Here is a 21,550-nt window from a genome sequence, read left to right as displayed (position 1 = left end):
CATGAATAAAAGAAGTGTAGGCGCTGGAGTAGTTGTACTAATTCTCGTGCTGGGCATTACAGCTGGTTATGTCCTTGGTTTTCTTACCAGCGGTCGCCCCATTGTTCTGCAGGCAGGTGATTATCGTCTTCTTGATGAGCTGAAAGCGGTACTTCAAGAGCGGTACTACACTGATTTACCCTCAGATAAAGAGCTACTCTATGGTTCTGCTAAGGGCTTGACTGCGGCTTTGGGTGATCCCTGGACGGAGTATTTAACACCGGAAGAGATTTCAGTGCTGCAAAGCGATTTGGAAGGCACTTACACGGGCATTGGAGTAGTAATTAGCAAGACAGGCGACCAGATTGTCATTCAAACAGTTTTTCCTAATACGCCTGCTGCTAAGGCTGGTTTGAAGGCAGGGGATATTATCATGGCCGTGGATGGAAAAAGTGTGGAGCAAGTTTCAGTGGACGTTGTTTCTTCCATGGTTAGAGGGAGTGCGGGTACTTCTGTCACACTGGAAATTCTGCGTGATGGGCAGACACTTTCATTTGATTTGAAGCGAGAAGAGGTATCCATACCTGCTGTTACAGAGAGCAAGATGGTTACCCCAACAGTGGGTTATATAAGGCTAATGCAGTTCTATGACAACAAAGCTTCTTCTGAGTTAAAAAGTGCTCTTGTTCAATTAAAAAAGGAAGGTATGACCTCTTTAATAATTGACTTAAGAGATAATCCAGGAGGTATGCTCGAGGAAGCTCGCAAAATTGTAGGTTACTTCGCCCCTGCACAGGTTGTGGTATATGAGAAAGATAAGCAGGAAACAAAACCGTTGAAGGCACCCGGTGGGGCGAAATTGTTTGAGGGCAATGTTGTAGTTTGGGTGAATGGTGGTTCTGCTTCTGCTTCTGAGATTGTAGCGGGAGCTTTACGAGATCTCATTGGTGCTAAGTTGGTGGGTGAAAAAACCTTCGGAAAGGGAGAAATTCAGACCATTGAACCACTTAGTGAAGGTGCTGTGAAGGTGACAGTTGCCGAATACTTGACGCCTAACAAGACTGCTCTTAACAAGGTTGGGTTGGCTCCCGACGTGCAAGTTACTGCTACTGATGACGCGAAGCTTTTGGAAGCATCGCTGGAAGTCTTTAAGTAGTACCTAAAACGGTTTCCTCAGAAGCTGGTTCCACTACCATAGTCTGAAAATTCTTGTACAGGACAAGCCCTTTCTTGTTTTTTGGATGACGCCAAACATTCTTTATTTGTGTGTAAACCACTTCCACCTTGTTTTCAGCAGACTTAGAACTGTGAAAAGCGGCGAGCTTGGCTGCTACCTGAGCAATGTCATCCGTAAGAAAATTCGTTCTTACAACCACGTGAGACCCTGTTCCCTCCTTCACATGGAACCACCAGTGTTCAGGAGCTGAGGAAAACGTTACAAAATCATTTCCAGACGCAGATAGCCCAATGTAAATGGGCACATCGTCATACAATATTCTCCTATAGGGATAGCGCTGAGCCTTCGCCGAGGTCTCCTTTCTAGCAAATCGCGCTTTTTTTGTTTCACCGTTCAGAAGCTGTTTTTCAGTTTTCTTTGCTTTTTCAAAGAAACTTTTAGCAGCTTCCACTGGGGTATGAAACTGAGAAAGATTGACACTGGTTTCTTCTCCCGTGACCCAGTCTTTTATAAGCACTTCGCCTTTTGTATCCAGTGGCAGTGAAAGCAGTACTTGTCCCCAACGCTTAAGTTTATCCACCCGTTCTTCGATTTCCTGTTTATCAACGGGTCCACGCTGTTCCCACTGGGTCTCTTTACGTGCATTCTTCCTTTCAATGTTTTCGTAGTACGATTCGATTTGTCTGCTTACCTCTGTAGAAGCCAGGTCTAAAGCTGTTGTAGTAGCAGAAGGTGTTGGCCAAGCGAGTTCCCGCCCCACCACCATATGGGGTAGGTCTCTTCTACTTAAGTGCTTCTCTAAAAGATGTCGTGCATGCTCTGGTACTTTTTCAATGATTTCTTTTCTTAATGGGTGGTAGAGGTTTTTTGCGCCTTCTGGTTTAGGCGGGAAAAGATATCTTTTTCCCAAAACAAATGAGCGCTTTCCTGCTCCAATTAACCTTGTGGAAAAGATGATATTGTCATTTTCAAGGATGAGGAGGGTTGCATAGTTTGGAATGAGTTCCACGACTAGCTGCCTGTTTATGATCTTAAGCCGATCGCTCAGTTGAAAAACTATGATCCGGTCTCCCTCCACACTTCTTATGGCATCAATGGACAGATTTCCAATCATTTGGCTAAGCTTTCTTTCCTTCTTGTCCGTAGGTAGAAAGGTCTTGCCTATTAGGGGTGAAGATTGCAGCAAAGAGATGAGTAGCGGTCCCTTAGTAGTATCTAGTTGATAAAAGTAAGCTTCACAAAGAACTGCATTTATACGAGCACCGCGAAAGGAGCTCTCGAGATCTCGCGCTAAGTATGATAAATAAAAACTATCAATTTTCATTCCATGGCGTTTGGGAATAATCTTCTTTACGCACAATGCCTAAAGGCTGCCCACCCTCTAGGAAACGCCGAATGTTCTCGCAAGATGTAGTGAGCATTCTTTCCTGTGCGTATTCTGTAAGTCCAGCAGTGTGCGGCGACATAATTACATTTGGCAGGTACGAAATGGAGATGGGCTGTTCCACAACAACTGGCTGCAGACTCAACTTTTCATTCCACCAAACATCGGAAGCGTACACGGAAGTAGGGTTTTCCTGAAGCCAAACCTTTAATGCTTGCGGTTCTACGATGGCTGCCCTTGCAATGTTAACGATGACACGCGTACCACCTAACCGAGACAAAACGTCTTTATCGATCATGTGATACGAATCTCGGTTCAAAGGCAGTGCAATGACAATTAGGTCGCCATAGGGCTCGCTAGACCAGTCAGCAGACGATGCTACATTATCAAAGCCTTCCACCTGGTTGCCACTTCTTGAAACTCCAACAACCTGCATGCCAAAAGCTTTTAGTCTTTTAGCGATAGCTTTGCCGATGCTCCCTGTACCCAATATGACTGCTGTGAGAGAATCCAGGTCTTTGCTAACGCGTCTTTTCCATAGATCCATTTTCATTTCGTTCTGGTAGAAAGGTATAAACTTAAGAGCCGAGAGCGCTAAAGCTAAAGCCATATCCGCTACTGCTTCTGAGTTTGCACCAGATCCGCTAGCAACTATTACGTTATTCGGTATCAGACTCCATGGCAAATGATCAACACCTGCCATAAGTGATTGGATAAACCTTAGATTCTTCATGTTTGGTATGAGCGCGTCAAGGTCGGGAGTTTTTGGAGAATAGAGGAGTATTTCTGCTTCTTCCAAGTTTTGCCATGGCGGAACCTCGAATTCTGCATCGGGAAGAGTCTTACGCATAAGCTCAAAATCGCTTTGAGTCGGTACCCAGTTCAAAAGGATTTTTGGCATAATTCATTCGCACCTCCTGGTTGTGTTTATATGTTATCAGAATTTGCTGCCCAATAGTGTTGATGTGGTGATCATAAAAGTATGCATTTTGCGGGGTGACGAAGCTGTGTAGAGTACTTGCAAATACGGAATCCATGTTTTATAATAGAACAGCAGCAGCCGGCGTAGCTCAATCGGCAGAGCAGCTGATTTGTAATCAGCAGGTTTTGGGTTCGAGTCCCAACGCCGGCTCCATTTTGTTCCCCTCGTGTGATAAGATGACCACTTACCCTGCTTAGGTTACCCAGAGTTTCCTTGATGTAAATCGGGGGATGGATTCATGTAACTAAGTGGTTAGATTAGGCTTAGCGGCATATACGGGGTTTGTCAACGAATCCCCAAGCGTTGTCTGAAGCAGTTCTGCAATATGCTTGTAGTTCTTGGTCGAAAGGGAAAGCTTGTTCATAACAAGCTTTTAACAAGCTCATGGCTTTGAGGAGATTTCCCATATTATTTTCTATGCACTTGAAGTTAAGTGCATCTAATGATATATTATTTACGTGACACTGTGTTTGCTTTGTTTTTTCTTTGCAAGGCAGCAGAGTGCACTAAAGACCATATGTTATAATATGGTCTGTGCTAAGTTTGGGGAGGTTGCCGAGCGGCCAAAGGCAAGGGACTGTAAATCCCTCGGCGGAAGCCTTCGGTGGTTCGAATCCACCCCTCCCCACCAAAAGAGCGGGAGTAGCTCAGTTGGTAGAGCATCAGCCTTCCAAGCTGAGGGTCGCGGGTTCGAGTCCCGTCTCCCGCTCCAAGTGAGCCCAGGTAGCTCAGTCGGCAGAGCGTTTCCTTGGTAAGGAAAAGGCCACCGGTTCAAGTCCGGTCCTGGGCTCCAGTACTGGTTCTAACAAGTGTCAAGGAGGAGTGAAGAGTAATGGCGAAAGAGAAGTTTGAGAGGACGAAGCCGCACGTAAATGTAGGGACCATAGGGCACATAGACCATGGTAAGACGACATTGACGGCAGCGATAACGCAGACATTGGCAGCAGAAGGTTTAGCGAAGCCGCAGGGATACTTTGACATAGACAAAGCACCGGAAGAGAAAGCGAGAGGCATAACGATAAACATAACGCACGTAGAATACGAGACACCGAAGAGGCACTATGCGCACATAGACTGTCCAGGGCACGCAGACTACATCAAGAACATGATCACAGGGGCAGCGCAGATGGACGGAGCAATTCTGGTAGTAGCGGCTACAGACGGAGTAATGCCACAGACGAGGGAGCACGTACTACTAGCAAGGCAAGTGAACGTACCTGCGATGGTGGTATTCATTAACAAGACAGACATGGTAGACGATCCTGAGCTAGTGGAGCTAGTAGAGATGGAAGTAAGGGACTTACTGAACCGATATGGATTTCCAGGAGACGAAGTACCAGTGATAAAGGGATCAGCGCTAGAGGCACTAGAGGTACTAAGCAAGAACCCGCAGACGAAGCGTGGGGAGAACGAATGGGTAGACCGGATATGGGAGCTCATAGACGCCATGGATAGCTACATACCGGACCCAGTAAGGGAAGTAGACAAGCCATTCCTTATGCCGATAGAGGACGTATTTAGCATAACTGGGCGAGGGACAGTAGTGACAGGAAGGGTAGAGCGAGGAAAGTTAAAAGTAGGGGAAGAAGTAGAGATAGTAGGATTACGAGAAGGTATAAGGAAGACAGTAGTAACAGGCATAGAGATGTTCCGTAAGACGTTAGACGAAGCGATGGCAGGAGACAACGTAGGTCTATTGTTAAGGGGCATAGGGAAAGACGAAGTAGAGCGAGGGGAAGTAGTAGCGAAGGTAGGGTCAATAAGGCCATACAAGAAGTTCAGGGCGCAAGTGTATGTATTGAAGAAAGAGGAAGGTGGAAGGCACACACCATTCTTCAATGGATACAGGCCACAATTCTACATAAGGACAACAGACGTAACTGGGACAATAAAGCTAGACCCAGGAGTAGAGATGGTAATGCCAGGAGACAATGCAGAGTTCGAAGTAGAACTGATCTACCCCGTAGCATTAGAAGAGGGCATGAGATTTGCAATCAGAGAAGGCGGAAGGACAGTAGGAGCTGGTGTTATCACCAAGCTCTTGGAATAATGGGTGATTTCAGATGAGAGTATTAGTTACATTAGAGTGTACTGAATGTGGTCATCGTAACTACCACACGGAAAAGAATAAGACGAAGACCACTGACAGGTTACAGTTTAAGAAGTACTGCCCTAACTGCAAGAAGCACACGCTACATAAGGAGACAAGGTAGGGTTGAAGGGGCGTAGCTCAATTGGCAGAGCAGCGGACTCCAAATCCGCAGGCTGGGGGTTCAACTCCCTCCGCCCCTGCCAATATTCTTAGCGAATGGTGATGCCAAATGGCGGAAAAGCAGACATTAGGAAACAGGATAAAGAATTTCTTCAGAAGCGCTAAAGTGGAACTCGGCAGGGTGAGCTGGCCATCAAGGGAGCAAACTGTAAATGCAGTGTTGGCCATACTTGTGTTTTCAGGTATATGGGCTGTGCTAGTAACCTTGTTGGACCTAGGTTTTGCAAGATTATTGCCACTATTAGTGAAGTAGTATAAGGAAGAAGACGAATATGAAAAAGTGGTACATAGTTACAACAGTTCATGGCAAGGAATCTGCAGTGGCTGAAGCAATTAAGCTTCGTGCTGAGAACGCGGGTAACACAGCTATAAGTGATGTCTTAGTTCCCAAAGAATGGCGTCTTGAATACAGAGGTAAAAAACCCAGACCTGAAAGGGTTCAAAGGGTCATTTACCCCGGTTATGTTTTTGTAGAAGTTGAAGTGGATCCTGAAAAAGGTGTTATTGACCCAGAAACGTGGTCTTTAATACGCTATACCCCTGGTGTACGGGGGTTCATTTCAACGCCAGATCATACACCCATTCCCGTGCAGGACAACGAAATGGAAAAGGTGCTTCAAAAGAGCAGAGAGCAAGAAGCTGTAAAGGTTGACCTCCAGACTGGTGATGAAGTGGAAGTAAGGGATGGTGCTCTTAAAGGTCTTACGGGTGTGGTCGTTGACGTGGATCATGAAAAACAGAAAGTATTTGTTAAGATAAGCATGTTTGGTCGAGAAGTTATCTCAGATTTGGATGCCGTACAAGTGAGAAAGAAAAGTTAGAAAGTTGAATTAAGAGGTGATAGGCATTGGCTAAAAAGATTGCAGCTCAGTTCAGGTTGTTGTTACCTGCAGGTAAAGCTACTCCTGCGCCACCAGTTGGACCAGCATTGGGACAGCGTGGCGTAAATATAATGGAATTCATAAAGAGGTTTAACGCGGCTACGGCTAGTATGGGCGATGTTTTAGTGCCTGTGGATGTTACCGTTTTCGCTGACAAGAGCTTTACCTTTGAGGTGAGGACTCCGCCTGCTTCATTCTTGCTAAAAAAGGCTGCGAAGGTGGAGAAGGGCTCTGGTGAGCCTAATAAGGTTACTGTTGGTAAGGTTACCCGTGCTCAAGTGGAAGAGATTGCCAAGCAAAAGATGAAGGACTTGAATACAGAAGACTTAGAAGCGGCGGTTCGGATTATCGAAGGCACAGCGAGAAGCATGGGTATTCAGGTAGTGGATTAGTTTTAGGTTTCAGACCATAAGTCGTGGGAGAGCAAATTAGCTCGTTAACCACAGGAGGTGAATGCTATGAGTAAGAGATATGCGCAGCTAACTCAGCAATTTGATTTAACGAAGGTATATACGCCTTCAGAGGCCATCGAACTCGTTAAGAAGATGGCTTCTGCAAAGTTTGACGAAACAGTGGAGGCACACTACCGCTTGGGCATTAACCCAAAGTATCCTGATCAGAACGTCAGGTTCACTGTAATTCTGCCTCACGGCACTGGTAAGCCTGTCAGAGTTTTGGTACTGGCGAAAGGTGAGAAAGCTACTGAAGCTGCCAATGCTGGTGCTGACTATGTAGGTGCTGACGATCTTGTTGAGAAAATACAACAGGGGTGGTTGGACTTTGACGTGGTCATTGCTACTCCTGACATGATGGGAGCCGTGGGACGTTTAGGTAAGATTCTTGGCCCCAGAGGCCTAATGCCCAACCCCAAAGCTGGCACTGTGACCATGGATATTGAAAAGACAGTGAAAGAGTTCAAGGCGGGTAAAGTTGAAGTTCGCAACGACAAGACTGGAAATCTGCATGTGCCCATCGGGAAAGCCAGCTTTGATAACGAAAAACTACTTGATAACTTCTATGCTGTTACAGCTGCCATAATTCATGCTAAACCCGCAACTGCTAAGGGTACTTATGTGAAGACCATATCACTGTGCAGTACCATGGGTCCAGCAGTTAAGGTGGACACACGTTTGGCTATCGAAGAATCACTTAAGAAGCAGTTTTAAGTAACATTTACTAAGGTGTGTTAAAATTCCAGTATAATTGGAATGAAAATTAGACCGAAGAAGTCGGTACTAATGCCTAAATTGGGCAACCGGCGGAGGTTATTTGGGTGGATATTGGGTTGAGGCCACCGACCTACCGTCGGTGGCCTTTTGCGTAAGGAGGTGATACATTGGCATATGTGACCAGGGTTCGACCCGAAAAGCAAGCTGTTGTTGAGCAGTTACGTGAATGGATTGACCAAAGCAAAGGAATGGTCTTTTTCTCTTTCGAGGGATTGACCAGCAAGGACATGCAAGCCATGAGAGCCGACATGAAGAGAAACGGCCTCACAGTAAAGGTGGTAAAAAACACACTGCTGGAACTTGCAGTAAAGGAAGTTGGTTTGAACGTCGATGAGTCTTTGTTTAGAGGAACCACTGCCCTTTTGTTTTCCAATGAGGATGAATTAGCCCCCTTCAAGCTCTTTGTTGAGCAGGTGAAGAAATATGGAGTGCTGCAAGCCAAAGGGGGCATATTAGAAGGGCGTTGGATCTCTGCTAAAGAAGTGGATGCTATTGCGAAGCTTCCGGGCAGACAAGAGCTCTATGCACAGTTGGTAGGAGTAGTTTCTTCACCAATGAGGGGATTGGTAACAGTGTTGTCCGGTCCCTACAGAAACTTGGTTTATGTATTGCAAGCAATAAAAGAGAAGAAAGAAAAAGCTGCATAAAGGAGGTTACTTACAGATGACAATTGAGGAAATCATTAGCGAAATTGAGAACATGTCAGTTTCCCAGCTGGCAGAATTGGTTAAGGCACTTGAGGAGAAGTTTGGTGTGTCCGCGTCCATGCCCGTGGCAGTAGCAGCACCAGTAGCTGGACCGGCAGCTGCTGCTCCAGCTGAAGAGGAAAAGACATCCTTTGACGTTATTCTAAAGGAAGCTGGTGCCAAGAAGCTTGAGGTTATAAAGGTCGTTCGCGAGATTACGGGCCTTGGTCTGAAGGAAGCAAAGGATTTAGTGGAAAGTGCACCGAAGCCAATTAAAGAAGGAGTTACCAAGGAAGAGGCAGAAGAATTGAAGAAAAAGCTCGAGGAAGCCGGAGCGGTAATCGAATTGCAGTAAGTTTTGAAAAGCTTCGTTTAAGAGTATATAATGTATAAAGGAGAGGTGGGGCCTTGAGTCCCACTTCTTCTTTATAAGGACCGTAAGGAGTGATTATTGAATGCTGTCGCCAAAGGATAGAGCCGATCTTGAAGAGCGGATTTCCAAAATTGTTGTGTCAAAAGGTTTTTATTTTATTGACTTGGAAGAGCGTATGGAAAAAGGTGCTCATATAATCTCTGTTGTTGTTCACGGGGAACCGTCGGTGACCATTGGCGACTGCGAAAAACTAACCAGAGCCATTTTGCCTTTATTGGAAAGCTTTCCGTGGTACGGCGACAATGATCATTTGGAGGTTACCAGCCCGGGATTGGATAGGGTTCTAAAAAGAGAATGGGAATATGAAATTTTTAAAGGAAGGGTTATTGATATTTCCTTCGATAGAGATGGTAAATCGCAAACAATTCGTGCAAAGCTTGTGGGTAGGGAAAATGAAAACGTTGTAATCGAGTATGAAGGAAATTACTTCCGCATTCCCTTCGACCAAGTTAGAAAGGCGAAACTGGTATTCGACGAAGGAGGGAAAGAGCATGGAAAAAAACAAAAGCGAAGCCATAGAAAAGGCACTTAATGAATATATAAGGCAAATAGCTAGTGATCTGGATCTTACACCTCAAGAAATAATTGAAGCGTTAAAAGACGCTTTAGTTTCTGCTATAAGGAAAGAACTGGATATTCCTAAAGAGGCTGTGGGATCGGCTATCAAGATTGAAGAGAACGGGAGCAGTTTGAAGTTTCTGGTAAATAAGGATTTCGTAAAAACAATACCTGAAGATGAGGCCGTATCAGATTGGATTGAGTTCCCTCTGTCCAATCTGAGCCGTGTTTCCATACAGACTGCAGAGAATACGTTAAAGAACAGAATGAATGAAAAGAGTAAGGAAAAGGCCATTAAGCGAATAGCTCAGTTTTCTGGTGAAGTTGTCACAGCAAGGGTCATAAGAAGAGATCCTAAGACAAAACTGATCTACATGGACGTGGATGGTGTTGAATGTGTGCTGGAGCCCAGTGAACAACTACCTACTGATAGGTATGCTCCAGGTGATTCCCTAAGGTGTTTAGTCCTGGGTGCGAAGAACATACCCATGTACGGTCAAGGAGTAGCATTGTCCCGTTCTTCTCCTGATTTGCTAAAGCTGTTGTTTACTTTGGAAGTACCAGAAGTGGCTGATGGGGTGGTACGAATCATGGGTATTGCAAGGAAACCTGGACGGAGATCAAAAGTGGCAGTTATGAGTATTGATCCCAGACTTGACCCTCAAGGAGCATGTATTGGTTACAAAGGGCAACGTATTCAGGCGATTTCAAGAAGTCTGGCCAACGAGAAAATTGATGTGGTGAGATGGGATACTGATCCAGCAAAGTTGATTGCAAACGTTCTTTCGCCAGGAAAGGTGGATAAAGTAGAGGTTCTAGATCCAAAGAATAAAAGAGCATTGGTTTACACCACTCCCGATAACATAAAAGTAGTGGTGGGAGAAGATGGCGAGAATGTGGAGCTAGCTGAACAGCTAACAGGATGGACAATTGATGTGAGGGAGGGTGGTCCTGATGAAGATTAGAGTTTACCAACTGGCGAAAGAATTAGGTGTCCCTTCAAAACAGCTAGTTGAAGAGCTTAAAAAACTTGGAGTGGATATTGTTTCATATCAGTCAACAGTAGATGAAGAAACGGCAGATTTACTCAGAGAGCTGCTTAAGGCCGAACCATTGCAGGTAGCTGAAAGCGGTAAAGAAAGTAAGGTTGAATCTACTGAGGAAGAAACAGTTACTGCAGAAGCTGGTAAGAGTGAAAAAGAGCTTGCGCCGAAGCGGCCACCAGTAGTTACTGTTATGGGGCACGTAGACCATGGAAAAACTACATTGCTCGATGCCATAAGGCGCACTCGTGTGGCAGAAAGAGAAGTTGGTGGAATCACGCAATCCATAGGTGCTTCGGTGGTTAATTATAAAGGGCAGAAGATTGTTTTCATAGATACTCCTGGGCACGAAGCTTTCACTGAAATGCGTGCTCGAGGAGCCATGGTAACAGATATAGTTGTACTTGTAGTGGCAGCTGACGAAGGCGTTATGCCCCAAACCATAGAGGCTTTGAATCACGCAAAAGCTGCAGGTGTTGCAATCATTGTAGCTCTAAATAAAATGGATCGTCCTGGTGCTAATCCAGACAGAGTAATGAATCAGCTTGCTGCCATGGGATTGATACCTGAGAGCTGGGGTGGCGACACGATTTACGTACCTGTTTCAGCCATAAAAGGTGAAGGTATCGAAGATCTTCTCGAAGCGATCATCCTAATTGCAGATTTGCTAGACCTTAGGGGAGACCCTGAAGCACCTTTAAAAGCTTATGTTATTGAATCACGCTTGGACAAAGGTAAAGGCCCTCTGGCAACAGTGGTGGTTCGAGAAGGAACACTCAGAGTCGGTGATTTTGTTGTCGTGGGGACAACTTACGGCAAGATCAGGGCCATGTTTGACGACAAAGGAGACCCAATCTCATCTGCAGGTCCTTCAATGCCTGCGGAGATAATGGGGATTCAGGATGTTCCAGAGGCAGGTACTTTGGTGCAAAGGGTAGATTCTTTAGAAGAAGCTGAAAGAATTGCAAAATCCAACTCGGATCTGCAGCGTGATAAACAACAAAAAACCAGGAAGGAATTCTCGTTAGAGGAAATCCTGAGTTCATCTGAAGAAGAAAAGCCTGTTCTTAACCTAATATTGAAGGCTGATACGGCAGGTTCCCTGGAGGCCGTACAAAATGCGCTGTTGAAATTGGAAAAAGGCGAAGTCGATATGAACATAATACATGCTGGTGTTGGTGCCATTTCAGATGGCGACGTCATTTTGGCTGAGGCGTCAAAGGCTCTCATTGTTGGCTTCAACGTGCGTCCTGTGGGTAAGACTAACAAGCTCATTGAAGAAAAAGGTATTAAGGTTTTGACGTATCGTATCATTTATGATCTCGTTGACGATATGGCTAACCTCCTAAAAGGACTTGTAAAACCCAAAGAAGTAGAAGTAGTGCTTGGACATGCTGAGGTTCGTCGAACCTTCAAGGTACCTCGTGTGGGCACCGTGGCTGGTTGTTATGTGACTGACGGGAAGATAGTGAGAAATGGTCGAGTCAGAGTTCTTAGAAACGGTGTCATCGTTGCCGAGACATCCATTGGTAGCTTAAAGCGATTCAAAGATGATGTACGAGAAGTGGTTCAAGGATTTGAATGCGGTGTCGGTTTGGAGAACTTCCATGACATCAAGGAAGGCGACATACTGGAGGTTTATACAATTCAGGAGGAAGTGGCTTAGTTGTTTGTTGGTAGTTTGAGGTTGAAACTACTAATAAATGGTTCTCGAACATTGAAGGACAAGAGACAAGTTGTAAGGTCTATTTTAGATACGGTGAGGTCTCGGAGAAACGTGGCTGCTGCAGAGGTGGGGAGTTTAGACAACACTTCTGTGGCAGAGCTTGGTTTTGCTACAGTAAATGGGCAAATGAACAAAGTAAGAGAGTCCGTGGATTGGATTGTTAACTTTATCCAAGATAATTACGACTTAGAGATTTTAGAACAGGAAATTACCGTTTACTAACGGTTCAAGGGGTGATTGATATGAAACCTCTCAGAAAAGAGCGGCTACAGCAAGCAATAAAGCAGGAATTGTCCAAAATTCTGCTGGAAGACATGAATGACGAACGTCTCAAATTCGTGACCATTACTGACGTGGAGTTGTCTGATGATCAAAAGTATTTGAAGGTTTACTTTTCTACCATGCCAGGAAAAAATTCAGAACAAATACTACAGTCTTTGGAAAGAGTAAAAGGGTATGTTAGTGGTGAAGTAGCAAGAACCTTGAGACTGAGGTTTGCGCCAGAGATAAAGTTTGAATTGGACAACTCTATCGAGAGAGGAGTCCGCATGGTGAAATTGCTAGAAGATTTGGAAAAGAAAGATGAAGTAAAAGAAGATGAATCTCACGAAGACGAATCCACAGACCATACTGAAGAGACTAACGAAGAGCCGTAAGGGAATCAAGATTATCACTCACGAAAGACCAGATGTGGATGCGTTAGGTTCAGTAGCTGGCATGAGCTGGGTACTTAATTCTATGCGTGTACCGGTTTCCGTGTGTGTGGAATCATGGTTGTCGTTTTTTACAGAGCTGCGACCTCTAGTATCAGCGTCAGAAGTGGACGTTCAACTAATGCTTGATGTTTCCGACCCCAAGAGGGCTTTTGGTTATGACAAAGGTTTAGAAACACTGATTATTGACCATCATGCGGTAGAGGATGTGCCCTTCATGCACCTTATTGATCCAAGCTGCTGCGCAACCTCTGCCTTGCTGTCTGAGTTGTTTTCTGATCACCTAGATAGCAAGTCCTCAGTGTGCTTTTTGGCTGGGTTGCTGGCTGACACTGGTGTGTTATCTTACAGCAATGTTGATGAACGTGCTTTGAACGATGCTATAAGGTTGGTACAAGCAGGCGCTAACTGGAATGCTGCCTATGTTGAAGCCACTAAGATTTGCGGTATGGAGCAAGCAAAACGCATTGCCAGGCTCCTCAGAAAGGTATATGAATACAAGCCTGGGGTTTTCGTTCTGAGTGTTCCTAAAGAAGATAGATTAGAGCAAGGTTTTACCGATGATGATTTTAGTATAGCTTTGTCCATTATGCAATGGATTGGTCGCGGTCTCTTATTCATTTCAGCTCGAGAAAACAATAACCAAATGCCTGTTACGAATATATCGTTTCGTTCCAGGCATCCTTTGGAAGCTATAGCGTATGCCAAACGCTTAAATGGAGGCGGACACAGGATGGCGGCGGCAGCAAAGGTTTCAAATCGATTAAGTGAGGTCATGGAGACAGTACTAGCTTGGGTCACTGCTGATGTAGATGCTTTAAGTCAAACACGTAATGAGCCAGCAAATTTGAATGAACTTGATCTGCAGCTTGCTGAGCTTTACGCGAAATCTGAACTCTTGAGCGTCGATGTGACTGAGGAGCTACTGCTAAGCATCTGTGATTTGGTTTCTAAAGGTGGCAGCGCTGAGAGAGCGGCTATGAAGGTACGGGAGAACATTGACTTGGAAAGTTTGCAGCAGTTGTCTGACTGGATTATGAGCAGTGATGACCTTAAGAGCCCTAAGAGTCTTGTTCAGCGCATGTTTTACAGACAGGTGGACTTCTCGTGCAAGAGTTAGATGGTTTTCTGTGGACAATAAAACCCAGAGGACTAAAGCCCATGGCATTCTTGTCCAAAGTGAAGTCAGCGCTTGGCGTAAAAAAAGCTGGCTATGTGGGAGCTTTGGATCCTTTTGCCTGGGGTCTTATGCCTGTTTGTATAGGCAGAGCTTGTCGGTTTTCTGACTTTTTTCTTTCTCTACCTAAGACCTATGTATGTGTACTTCAGTTTGGTTTAGAGACGGACACTTGGGACATAACTGGAAACGTTATTAATCTTTCAGAACACAGACCAAGCGTGGAAGCATTAAAGGAGTGTTTAGACACGTTAAGGGGACAGGTAGAGTATCCCATTCCACCTCTTTCTTCAAAAAAAGTAAATGGTAAAAGGCTTTACTACCTGTTCTATGATGGCAAACCCGTTACAGGCCTTAAGGGTATCGCTCACGTTAGCAAAAGTTTGTTACTTGAAGTATTGGAGTCGAATGAGAAGGGAATCGAAAAAGCCACTCTGTTATTCGAAGTTAGCAAAGGCACTTACATTAGAGGACTGGCAAAGAAAATTGGCGACATGCTAAATGTTCCCTGTGTGGTATCGGAGCTGGCGCGTGTAAAAATCGGACACATAAGCATAAGCGCAGGGGTTCCCTTGCAGGACGTTGACCCGGGAAAAGTTATATCCACCGATGAAGCTTTATCTTTCTTGCCAGACATACCTGTACAGGGCGCCGTAGAAAAGCGCCTGAGGCAATCGGGCAGAGTGGATTATTCTATGAGCGTGAGTAGTGCGTCTTCGTACTACAGAATATGGGGAACTCATGGTTTCTTGGGTGTTGGCAGGATAAGCACAGGAGAGTTGGTGATGGAGCGTTGGTGGTAACTGTTGTGGATGACAAGATTGAAAAAGTCGTAACGATCGTTTTTGGTGGATTTGAATCCATACATTTGGGACATAGAAGATTGCTTTCACATGTCTCTGGAGTTAACGACGGTGGGGTGCTGACCTTCGAACCTTTGCCAAAGGAAGCCTTAGGTTACAGTGAAAGCAGGGTTCTTACTGATGATGAAAGGTTGTGCGCTTTTGAGAGCATGGGTATAAATCAGATAATAAAGCTGCCTTTTGAAAAGATTAAAGACTTAGAACCGGAAACGTTCCTTTCCAGATACCTTGAGGATGTTCAAACCATCGTGGTGGGCGAAAACTTTCGTTTTGGGCGTAACGCCGTAGGAGATATTTCACTACTAAAACAGTGGTGTCAGCTTAATAGAAAGAATCTCATAGTGGAGCCTTTAGTCTCGGTGGATGGGGAAATAGTTAGTACGAAGGCGATAAAGAACTACATTCACCATGGCAACATGGAAAGGGCAATGAAGTTGTTGGGCTATCCTTATTTTATAAGGGGACCTAGGGTTCACGGAAACAGAATTGGCAGTAAAATAGGCGTTCCTACCGTAAACCTTCACTGGAGTAAACAAAAGACCCGACCCCCCTACGGGGTTTATGATGGATTCCTGCTAAGTAATCAGTGGTCAGGTCCTGCTTTGGCTTCTTTTGGAAAGGCTCCGACCTTTGACCGCAAAGATGTGCTCTTGGAGATATATGTTCCCGGAATTGATTTAAATATTGGGGCAGGCGAAATCGTGCTTTACGGCTTCCACAGGTTCGTCAGAGAAGAAAAGAAGTTCCCAGATGCTACCTCGCTAGTGCAACAGATCAGAGAAGACGAAAACGATTTGGCTAAGGACGCACCCTTAATTGAAGCTGAAATGAATCAATTGCTTCTATTGTTTAGCAGGGCCTGCCTTTTGCCTTCCAGATAGGCCACAATTGGCTGGATGCTTTTTTCATCCTTTGCAGAAAAAGTGAATATTTGAACGTGAGGATTAATCTTCCGTACGCTTTCTTCGAATTTTTCAACGTCCAAATCCATGACAGGCGCTAAGTCGACTTTGGTCAAAACTACTGCGGTGGCTTTAGTGAACATGGGCGGGTACTTAATAGGTTTGTCAAAGCCTTCGGGAATGGAGTATACGACTAATCTTTCGTGTTCGCCCAAGTTGAAATCAGAAGGGCAGACCAAATTGCCTACATTCTCAATGAAAACAAATTCGGGCTTGTATTCAATTAGCAGTCGGAGTTTATCTGCTACCCAGGGGGCTTCCAGGTGACAAGCGGAACCATAAATATCTGTGTTTACTTGTACTACTGGTACATTCATTTTGGCAAACTCGATGGAGTCTACTGATGAAGCTATATCTCCCTCCAACACGGCAATCTTTAGATGCTGTGCTAAAGCTTTTATAAGTGTGGTTTTTCCGCTTCCGGGTGATCCCATTACATTGGTAAGGAATACACCCCGGTCCGTGTACAAATGGTATACCTCATGAGCCACCTCTTCGTTGGCTTCTAATATGTTTTTTCCCAAGTTAATGCGTGTAAGGTCCTGTGGTGCACCATGGCCTTCCAAGTGTTCGAAAACATGTATTCGCCTCATGTTCTTCTTTATACCTCCTTACTTTCATTCTGCACATCAATGTATTGTATCTTCAATTCGTTGCCACTTACGAATGTAACATTGCTACTGTTACAATTTGGACACCAAAACAGTTCACGTGAAGGCTCAAAAAGAGTATTGCAATCATTACACCTAAAAAGGACCGGAGCGAGAGTGATGACAAAGCTCGCATTAGTTAAGCCTTCTTCGGGCGCTATCAAACCAAGATACATCTCCAAAGCCTCTGGTATGATACCTGACATTTTCCCAATTTCAAGACCAACCTTCTTAACCAGGCTTGGATGCACTTCTCCGAGCTCCTTCTTCACTTGATAGATTGTGTGCTTTGCCACGTAATACTCATGCATGGTTAGCTCCGCTCAGCATATTCTTGGCAGTATCTCACCTGTTAAGGGTGGTACATAAGTCTCGTAACCATCTACTACTTGAGTCAGCGTTTTGTGATCGTCTACTACTTCTCCAATGACCGATGCATTTGGTGCAAAGGGCTTCAAGGACTCAAGGAATTCATGGGCTTTATCAGGGCTTATTACGATTACCATTCTTCCTTCTGATGCCAGGTGAAGAGGTTCTAGGCCAAGAAGTTCGCATATACCTTTAACCTCGGGCATGATAGGTATTTGTTTTTGAAAGAGTCTCACGCCCAGGGAAAACTGGCTGCAGAACTCATGAAGAATGGTACCCACGCCGCCGCGAGTAGGATCTCTCATCCATTTTAAAAAACCTTCAAAAGGCTTCAAAACATCGATTAACCAACATAGTGGTTCACAGTCACTAGTTAGCTGACTCTCAAGCTCAAACTTTTTTGACGCGAGTAGCATGGTTGCGCCGTGTCTGGCAATATCGCCTGTTACCACAACTGCGTCTCCGGGCGCTGGGGATTCAAAATCAAGTACTTTCTGGCCAATGCCTGAGGTAGTTACGAATACTTTGTCGGCTGCGCCCTTTTGGACTACTTTAGTATCTCCAGTAACGATCTTTATTTGTGCCAACTTCGCTGTCTCCTTGGCGTCCTGCAAGATTCTTCGTACCACTTCCATGTCCAAACCTTCCTCCAAGATTAAACTCAGCGCCAGCGCTGAAGGTTTAGCTCCTGCAGCTACCAAGTCATTTACTGTTCCGCTCACGGCTAGTGTTCCAATAGAACCACCTGGAAAAAAAGGAGGTTCTGCTACAAAACTGTCGATCGTAAAAGCAGTATGGTTAACCAGTGCGGCATCACCAGAAATGCTTTCCTCAAGGATGGGGAAAACAGTCTTTTGAAGAAACTGAGTCATTTCTTCTCCGCCAGTACCTATGCTTAGTGTGATTTTATCCATTTGAGGTTGCACCTCCGTACCTGAGCCATGCAGCACAAGTTCCCTCTGATGATACCATGCATGGTCCTACGGGATTCTGCAGAGTACATGTTTTGCCAAACAAAGGACAACTGGGTGGGTCTGCCGCACCCAGCACCACGTCTGCGCATCTGCACCCTGGTGGAGGGCTTACATTAGGCTCTTCAACCGGAAACTGTGTTTCTGCATCCAAATCAGAGAACTCTTTTTTGAGCACCATGGCACTATCTGGAATGAAGCCAAACCCTCTCCAAAATGCTCCACCTACTTCGAAATAGCTTTCTATGAGTGCCTGTGCTTTCTTGTTACCTTCCTCACGCACTACTTCGGGGTATGCATTTATCACGTCGAACTTATCATTCACAATGAGTTTAAGGAGGATGTTTATCCCTCTGAGCATTTGGTCTTTGCTAAAACCAGTCACTACGCCAGGCACGTCGTATTTACTTAATACTGGCTCATAGGGCTTGGATCCTATGATGGCAGAAACATGGCCAGGTAGCAAAAGGCCGTCTATTTTTACTCGCCCAGACCCAAATAAGGCATATAAAGCAGGGACAATGCGCTTATGGTTCACTAAGAAGAATAAGTTATCAACGTTTCTTGCTAAACGATCCTTAATAGCGGCAGCCACGGCTGGCATGGTGGTTTCAAATCCTACAGCAAAAAAGAGGCACGTTTCTTCTTGGTGCTCCATGGCGTACTTTACAGCATCAACAGGTGAATAAACAACTTGAACATTTTTCCCTTCGCTGCGTAATGAAGCCAAAGAACCGAAAGGTGTTGGTACCTTGATCATGTCGCCAAAAGTGATAACGGTTAAATCGTAGTTGGTTGCCATTAATATGACCTTGGCTAAGTCTTTGTCATCAGTAACACACACAGGACAACCTGGCCCGCTAATTAGCTTCACCCAGTTAGGTAGGGCAAAACGGATCCCTGTTCTAAAAAGCTCATGGGTGTGCGTGCCGCATACCTCCATAATAGTAGCAGGGTTATCTGAGGAAAACGTTCTCATCACCCAATTCCTTCCACATTTCCAATGTTTCCTGTGCTTCTTCCTGATTCAAGATTTCTATGGCCATTCCTGCATGCACCATGACGTAATCACCAGGTTTTACCTCTGGTACCACGTCAATCCTAATTTCTCTGCGTACGTTCATGAATGATGCTACTGCTTTGTTGTCCTGGATCTTCTCTATTAACATGGGTATTCCCAAACACATTGTCGCTCCTCCTCAAAACATATGCAATTTGCCCCAAGGCAATGCCATTGTCATTCATGGGGACTTGCCTATTTCTAAAAACTTTCAGCCCCAGCTTCTCCAACCGGTCACGAACGGACTTGTAAAGAATATTGTTTTGGAATGATCCACCACTTAAAACTACATTTTCCCAGTCAAACTTAATGACCATCCTTACGGTCAATTCTGCGACCGTGTTATGAAAAATCCTCGATATGTCGTTTATCTCGTAGCCTTTATTTAAGAGCTCTACTATGTTTTGAATTATATCTCTGGTTGAAACCGTCGACTCATGTATGGTGATGTTATCTGCAAAGTTGCCCTTTTCTAAGCTGTTTTCAGCTATCATTTGCAGCTTTTGGGCTGGCTCACCTTCGTATGTTGCCATGGAACAAACCCCCAGAAGGGCGGAAACAGCGTCAAAAATGCGGCCCATTCCACAAGCCAAAGGGAAACGTCCTTTTGCACCGAGAAGGGCAATGTTTCTTCCTCTTTCGCCAAAAAACCTCTCAGCCTGGTCTATTTGAAGCAAGCTAGCAGCTAACCGCCAGGGTTCTTCAATAGCTTTTTCGCCACCAACTAAAGGCATGTAGTCAAAATGAAACAGCCTTTGGTAGTCTGCATTTTCAACAAGGAGCACTTCTGAACCCCATAATGTTCCGTCGTCCCCATATCCTGTTCCATCGTATACAATGGCTATCGCCTTGGAAAGTTGGTTCTCTTCCATGACAGAAAGTGCATGTGCTACATGGTGCTGTAGTTCAATTACTGGTAAGCCCGTTGAATAGGCGAACCTGTGTGAAAGATATCCTGGATGTTTGTCGGTAACTACTACTTGGGGTTCTATCTCAAAAAGCTCCTTCAAGTGATCGATGACCTTTAAATAGGTATCCATGGTTCTTACGTTCTTCAAGTCGCCCACGTATTGGCCCAAAATAGCGTATCCGTTTTTCGCAAGCGCTGGTGTCGCCTTTTCATCTCCACCTGTGGCTAGAATAGGAACCTTGCACTGGTTTGAAAGCTTTATGGGTAGCGGAACGTAGCCGCGGCTTCGTCTTATTAAATGAGGCCCATCGCTTAGCATTTGAACTACAGAATCATCTACGTGGGTTACTATTGCACGATCGTGCGTCAGTACGTAATCTGCCATTTCTAGAAGCTTTGGCAAGTCTGATTCTTCGTAGTAGATTACTTCACCATGGAGGTTTGCTGACGTCATTACCAAGACTGCTTCTGGCCAATGGTAAAAAATTATGTGGTGAAGGGGGGAGTAGGGCAGCATGAACCCCAAATAATTTTGTCCAGGGGCTACAACTTCGGGTAAGCTACCATAAGGTTTCTTTTGCAAGAGTACAATGGGTGCTGCCGGTGACTCAAGAAGATCTTTTTCAGCACTGTTTACGTAGCAAAAGTTTTCAATATTTGGGAGTGTGCTCATTAGGGCGAAAGGTTCCTGCGGTCTTCTCTTTAGTTTTCTTAGTCTATTAACTGCTGTCTCATTGAGAGCATCGCAAGCCAAGAGGTAACCCCCTAAGCTTTTAATAGCCACAACCTTTCCGTCCTTAAGAATATCTACTGTTTTCCTTAGATCCGGGTCGGCAATCATTCCACCGTCTTTGGAAACAATATATGTTTGTGGACCGCAGTCTGGACATGCCACTGGTTGCGCATGATACCTTCTGTCCTTTGGATTAGTGTATTCTCTGTAACACTCAGCACATAAGGGGAAAGGCTTCATTGAAGTATTAGGGCGATCGTAAGGTAGCTTTTCTATGACAGTGTACCTTGGACCACAATTGGTGCAGTTGGTTAATGGGTACAAGTATCTCCGGTTACTTGGCGTAAGAATCTCTTCAACGCAGTCATGGCAAGTAGCTAAATCAGGGGGGATGAATGTGAATACGTCTGCGTTGGTTTCAGAAGCTAGTATAACAAAGTCCTTTTCATCTTGAATCTCTTCGCATTCCCACGTGTCAAATTCGATATATATGGACTCGTGAGGTTTTTCATTATTCAATTTTTCCTCAAACACCTTTACGAGATGTTCTTCTCCCTGAACTTCTATATATACGCCGTGTCCACTATTGAGGACGAATCCAGTTAGATTCAATTGTTTAGCGATTCTCGCGACAAAGGGTCGGAAGCCGACGCCTTGTACAATCCCATTGATTCTGAAAGCTTTTCTCATCAAGATTGAATTATAGCAGGTATAATTAAGTTGTTTGCGATGTTGGTTCTAGTTGGACTGAATAGTGTTAAAATGTCTAACTGAATTTAGAAGAAGTGATAC

25 protein-coding genes and 5 tRNA genes are annotated in these 21,550 nt (G+C 44.8%); 22 read left to right on the top strand and 8 right to left on the bottom strand.

Annotated features, from left to right (window positions below; translation table 11 throughout):
• Position 1: 1 nt before the first annotated feature.
• Positions 2 to 1,135, top strand: a complete 1,134-nt coding sequence (locus COPRO5265_RS04570; protein ID WP_012543534.1) for a S41 family peptidase — start codon at positions 2 to 4, stop codon at positions 1,133 to 1,135.
• Here COPRO5265_RS04570 and COPRO5265_RS04565 read toward each other — a convergent pair.
• A complete protein-coding gene (locus tag COPRO5265_RS04565; RefSeq protein WP_012543609.1) occupies positions 1,128 to 2,516 on the bottom strand; it encodes an NFACT RNA binding domain-containing protein in 1,389 nt (462 codons plus the stop codon). The genes COPRO5265_RS04570 and COPRO5265_RS04565 overlap by 8 nt on opposite strands.
• A complete protein-coding gene (locus tag COPRO5265_RS04560) occupies positions 2,470 to 3,441 on the bottom strand; it encodes a 2-hydroxyacid dehydrogenase (RefSeq protein ID WP_012544182.1) in 972 nt (323 codons plus the stop codon). Before COPRO5265_RS04560 ends, COPRO5265_RS04565 begins: the two co-directional genes overlap by 47 nt.
• Positions 3,442 to 3,599: 158 nt before the next feature.
• On the opposite strand from COPRO5265_RS04560, the gene COPRO5265_RS04555 reads away from it, so the two are divergent.
• The 21 genes from COPRO5265_RS04555 to COPRO5265_RS04455 all read left to right on the top strand — a co-directional run bounded on the left by COPRO5265_RS04555 (position 3,600) and on the right by COPRO5265_RS04455 (position 15,984).
• Positions 3,600 to 3,675: transfer RNA gene (locus tag COPRO5265_RS04555), tRNA-Thr, on the top strand.
• Positions 3,676 to 4,067: 392 nt separating this feature from the next.
• A tRNA-Tyr gene (locus tag COPRO5265_RS04550) sits at positions 4,068 to 4,153 on the top strand.
• 5 nt (positions 4,154 to 4,158) lie between these two features.
• Positions 4,159 to 4,234, top strand: a tRNA-Gly gene (locus COPRO5265_RS04545).
• Between the two features lie 5 nt (positions 4,235 to 4,239).
• Positions 4,240 to 4,315: transfer RNA gene (locus COPRO5265_RS04540), tRNA-Thr, on the top strand.
• A gap of 39 nt (positions 4,316 to 4,354) precedes the next feature.
• On the top strand, positions 4,355 to 5,572 hold the full coding sequence (gene tuf / locus COPRO5265_RS04535; RefSeq protein ID WP_012544048.1) for an elongation factor Tu: 1,218 nt from the start codon (positions 4,355 to 4,357) through the stop codon (positions 5,570 to 5,572).
• A 13-nt stretch (positions 5,573 to 5,585) separates the two neighbouring features.
• Complete coding sequence (rpmG, locus tag COPRO5265_RS07475) at positions 5,586 to 5,735, top strand: 50S ribosomal protein L33 (protein ID WP_012543916.1); 150 nt, start codon at positions 5,586 to 5,588, stop codon at positions 5,733 to 5,735.
• Between the two features lie 6 nt (positions 5,736 to 5,741).
• A tRNA-Trp gene (locus COPRO5265_RS04525) sits at positions 5,742 to 5,817 on the top strand.
• Between the two features lie 26 nt (positions 5,818 to 5,843).
• A complete protein-coding gene (gene secE, locus COPRO5265_RS04520; RefSeq protein ID WP_012544379.1) occupies positions 5,844 to 6,047 on the top strand; it encodes a preprotein translocase subunit SecE in 204 nt (67 codons plus the stop codon).
• Positions 6,048 to 6,066: 19 nt separating this feature from the next.
• Positions 6,067 to 6,615, top strand: a complete 549-nt coding sequence (gene nusG / locus COPRO5265_RS04515) for a transcription termination/antitermination protein NusG (RefSeq protein ID WP_012543511.1) — start codon at positions 6,067 to 6,069, stop codon at positions 6,613 to 6,615.
• 26 nt (positions 6,616 to 6,641) lie between these two features.
• A complete protein-coding gene (gene rplK, locus COPRO5265_RS04510) occupies positions 6,642 to 7,067 on the top strand; it encodes a 50S ribosomal protein L11 (RefSeq protein WP_012544316.1) in 426 nt (141 codons plus the stop codon).
• A 66-nt stretch (positions 7,068 to 7,133) separates the two neighbouring features.
• Positions 7,134 to 7,841 carry a 50S ribosomal protein L1 gene (gene rplA, locus COPRO5265_RS04505; RefSeq protein ID WP_012543962.1) on the top strand — a complete coding sequence of 236 codons (708 nt, stop codon included), beginning with the start codon at positions 7,134 to 7,136 and terminating at the stop codon, positions 7,839 to 7,841.
• A gap of 179 nt (positions 7,842 to 8,020) precedes the next feature.
• Complete coding sequence (gene rplJ / locus COPRO5265_RS04500) at positions 8,021 to 8,551, top strand: 50S ribosomal protein L10 (protein ID WP_012543766.1); 531 nt, start codon at positions 8,021 to 8,023, stop codon at positions 8,549 to 8,551.
• Positions 8,552 to 8,567: 16 nt separating this feature from the next.
• Positions 8,568 to 8,945 carry a 50S ribosomal protein L7/L12 gene (gene rplL, locus COPRO5265_RS04495; RefSeq protein ID WP_012544250.1) on the top strand — a complete coding sequence of 126 codons (378 nt, stop codon included), beginning with the start codon at positions 8,568 to 8,570 and terminating at the stop codon, positions 8,943 to 8,945.
• Positions 8,946 to 9,045: 100 nt separating this feature from the next.
• Positions 9,046 to 9,555, top strand: a complete 510-nt coding sequence (locus tag COPRO5265_RS04490; RefSeq protein ID WP_012543579.1) for a ribosome maturation factor RimP — start codon at positions 9,046 to 9,048, stop codon at positions 9,553 to 9,555.
• Entirely contained in the window at positions 9,515 to 10,546 is a 1,032-nt protein-coding gene (gene nusA, locus COPRO5265_RS04485; RefSeq protein WP_012544801.1) for a transcription termination factor NusA, read from the top strand. The genes COPRO5265_RS04490 and nusA overlap by 41 nt, the downstream gene beginning before the upstream one ends.
• Positions 10,536 to 12,290 (top strand): translation initiation factor IF-2, encoded by a 1,755-nt coding sequence (gene infB, locus COPRO5265_RS04480; RefSeq protein WP_012544148.1) that lies wholly within the window; start codon positions 10,536 to 10,538, stop codon positions 12,288 to 12,290. Before nusA ends, infB begins: the two co-directional genes overlap by 11 nt.
• Entirely contained in the window at positions 12,291 to 12,572 is a 282-nt protein-coding gene (locus COPRO5265_RS04475; protein WP_012544641.1) for a DUF503 domain-containing protein, read from the top strand.
• A gap of 20 nt (positions 12,573 to 12,592) precedes the next feature.
• On the top strand, positions 12,593 to 13,006 hold the full coding sequence (gene rbfA / locus COPRO5265_RS04470) for a 30S ribosome-binding factor RbfA (protein ID WP_012543979.1): 414 nt from the start codon (positions 12,593 to 12,595) through the stop codon (positions 13,004 to 13,006).
• Positions 12,948 to 14,183, top strand: a complete 1,236-nt coding sequence (locus COPRO5265_RS04465; RefSeq protein ID WP_012544567.1) for a DHH family phosphoesterase — start codon at positions 12,948 to 12,950, stop codon at positions 14,181 to 14,183. Before rbfA ends, COPRO5265_RS04465 begins: the two co-directional genes overlap by 59 nt.
• Positions 14,171 to 15,043, top strand: a complete 873-nt coding sequence (truB, locus tag COPRO5265_RS04460) for a tRNA pseudouridine(55) synthase TruB (RefSeq protein ID WP_012543850.1) — start codon at positions 14,171 to 14,173, stop codon at positions 15,041 to 15,043. The genes COPRO5265_RS04465 and truB overlap by 13 nt, the downstream gene beginning before the upstream one ends.
• Positions 15,044 to 15,048: 5 nt before the next feature.
• Positions 15,049 to 15,984 (top strand): riboflavin kinase, encoded by a 936-nt coding sequence (locus tag COPRO5265_RS04455; RefSeq protein ID WP_236608186.1) that lies wholly within the window; start codon positions 15,049 to 15,051, stop codon positions 15,982 to 15,984.
• Here COPRO5265_RS04455 and hypB read toward each other — a convergent pair.
• From hypB to hypF, 6 genes are read right to left on the bottom strand one after another with little or no spacing between them, the layout of a single operon-like run.
• Entirely contained in the window at positions 15,936 to 16,658 is a 723-nt protein-coding gene (gene hypB / locus COPRO5265_RS04450) for a hydrogenase nickel incorporation protein HypB (protein WP_012543819.1), read from the bottom strand. The genes COPRO5265_RS04455 and hypB overlap by 49 nt on opposite strands.
• A gap of 8 nt (positions 16,659 to 16,666) precedes the next feature.
• Positions 16,667 to 17,026 carry a hydrogenase maturation nickel metallochaperone HypA/HybF gene (locus COPRO5265_RS04445; protein ID WP_012543990.1) on the bottom strand — a complete coding sequence of 120 codons (360 nt, stop codon included), beginning with the start codon at positions 17,024 to 17,026 and terminating at the stop codon, positions 16,667 to 16,669.
• A gap of 12 nt (positions 17,027 to 17,038) precedes the next feature.
• Entirely contained in the window at positions 17,039 to 17,998 is a 960-nt protein-coding gene (gene hypE, locus COPRO5265_RS04440) for a hydrogenase expression/formation protein HypE (RefSeq protein WP_012544832.1), read from the bottom strand.
• Positions 17,991 to 19,034, bottom strand: coding sequence for a hydrogenase formation protein HypD (gene hypD / locus COPRO5265_RS04435; RefSeq protein WP_012543489.1), 1,044 nt, complete (start codon positions 19,032 to 19,034; stop codon positions 17,991 to 17,993). Before hypD ends, hypE begins: the two co-directional genes overlap by 8 nt.
• Positions 19,012 to 19,224: a HypC/HybG/HupF family hydrogenase formation chaperone gene (locus COPRO5265_RS04430; RefSeq protein WP_234397962.1), complete on the bottom strand. Its 213-nt coding sequence runs from the start codon at positions 19,222 to 19,224 to the stop codon at positions 19,012 to 19,014. Before COPRO5265_RS04430 ends, hypD begins: the two co-directional genes overlap by 23 nt.
• Positions 19,157 to 21,448, bottom strand: a complete 2,292-nt coding sequence (gene hypF, locus COPRO5265_RS04425) for a carbamoyltransferase HypF (RefSeq protein ID WP_049750681.1) — start codon at positions 21,446 to 21,448, stop codon at positions 19,157 to 19,159. Before hypF ends, COPRO5265_RS04430 begins: the two co-directional genes overlap by 68 nt.
• Between the last annotated feature and the right edge of the window lie 102 nt (positions 21,449 to 21,550).

Origin of the sequence: Coprothermobacter proteolyticus DSM 5265 (genome assembly GCF_000020945.1) — a bacterium.
Classification (GTDB): Bacteria; Coprothermobacterota; Coprothermobacteria; order Coprothermobacterales; family Coprothermobacteraceae; genus Coprothermobacter; species Coprothermobacter proteolyticus.
Note: the sequence above shows the minus strand (reverse complement) of the source record. Positions and strands in the feature narration are given on the sequence as shown.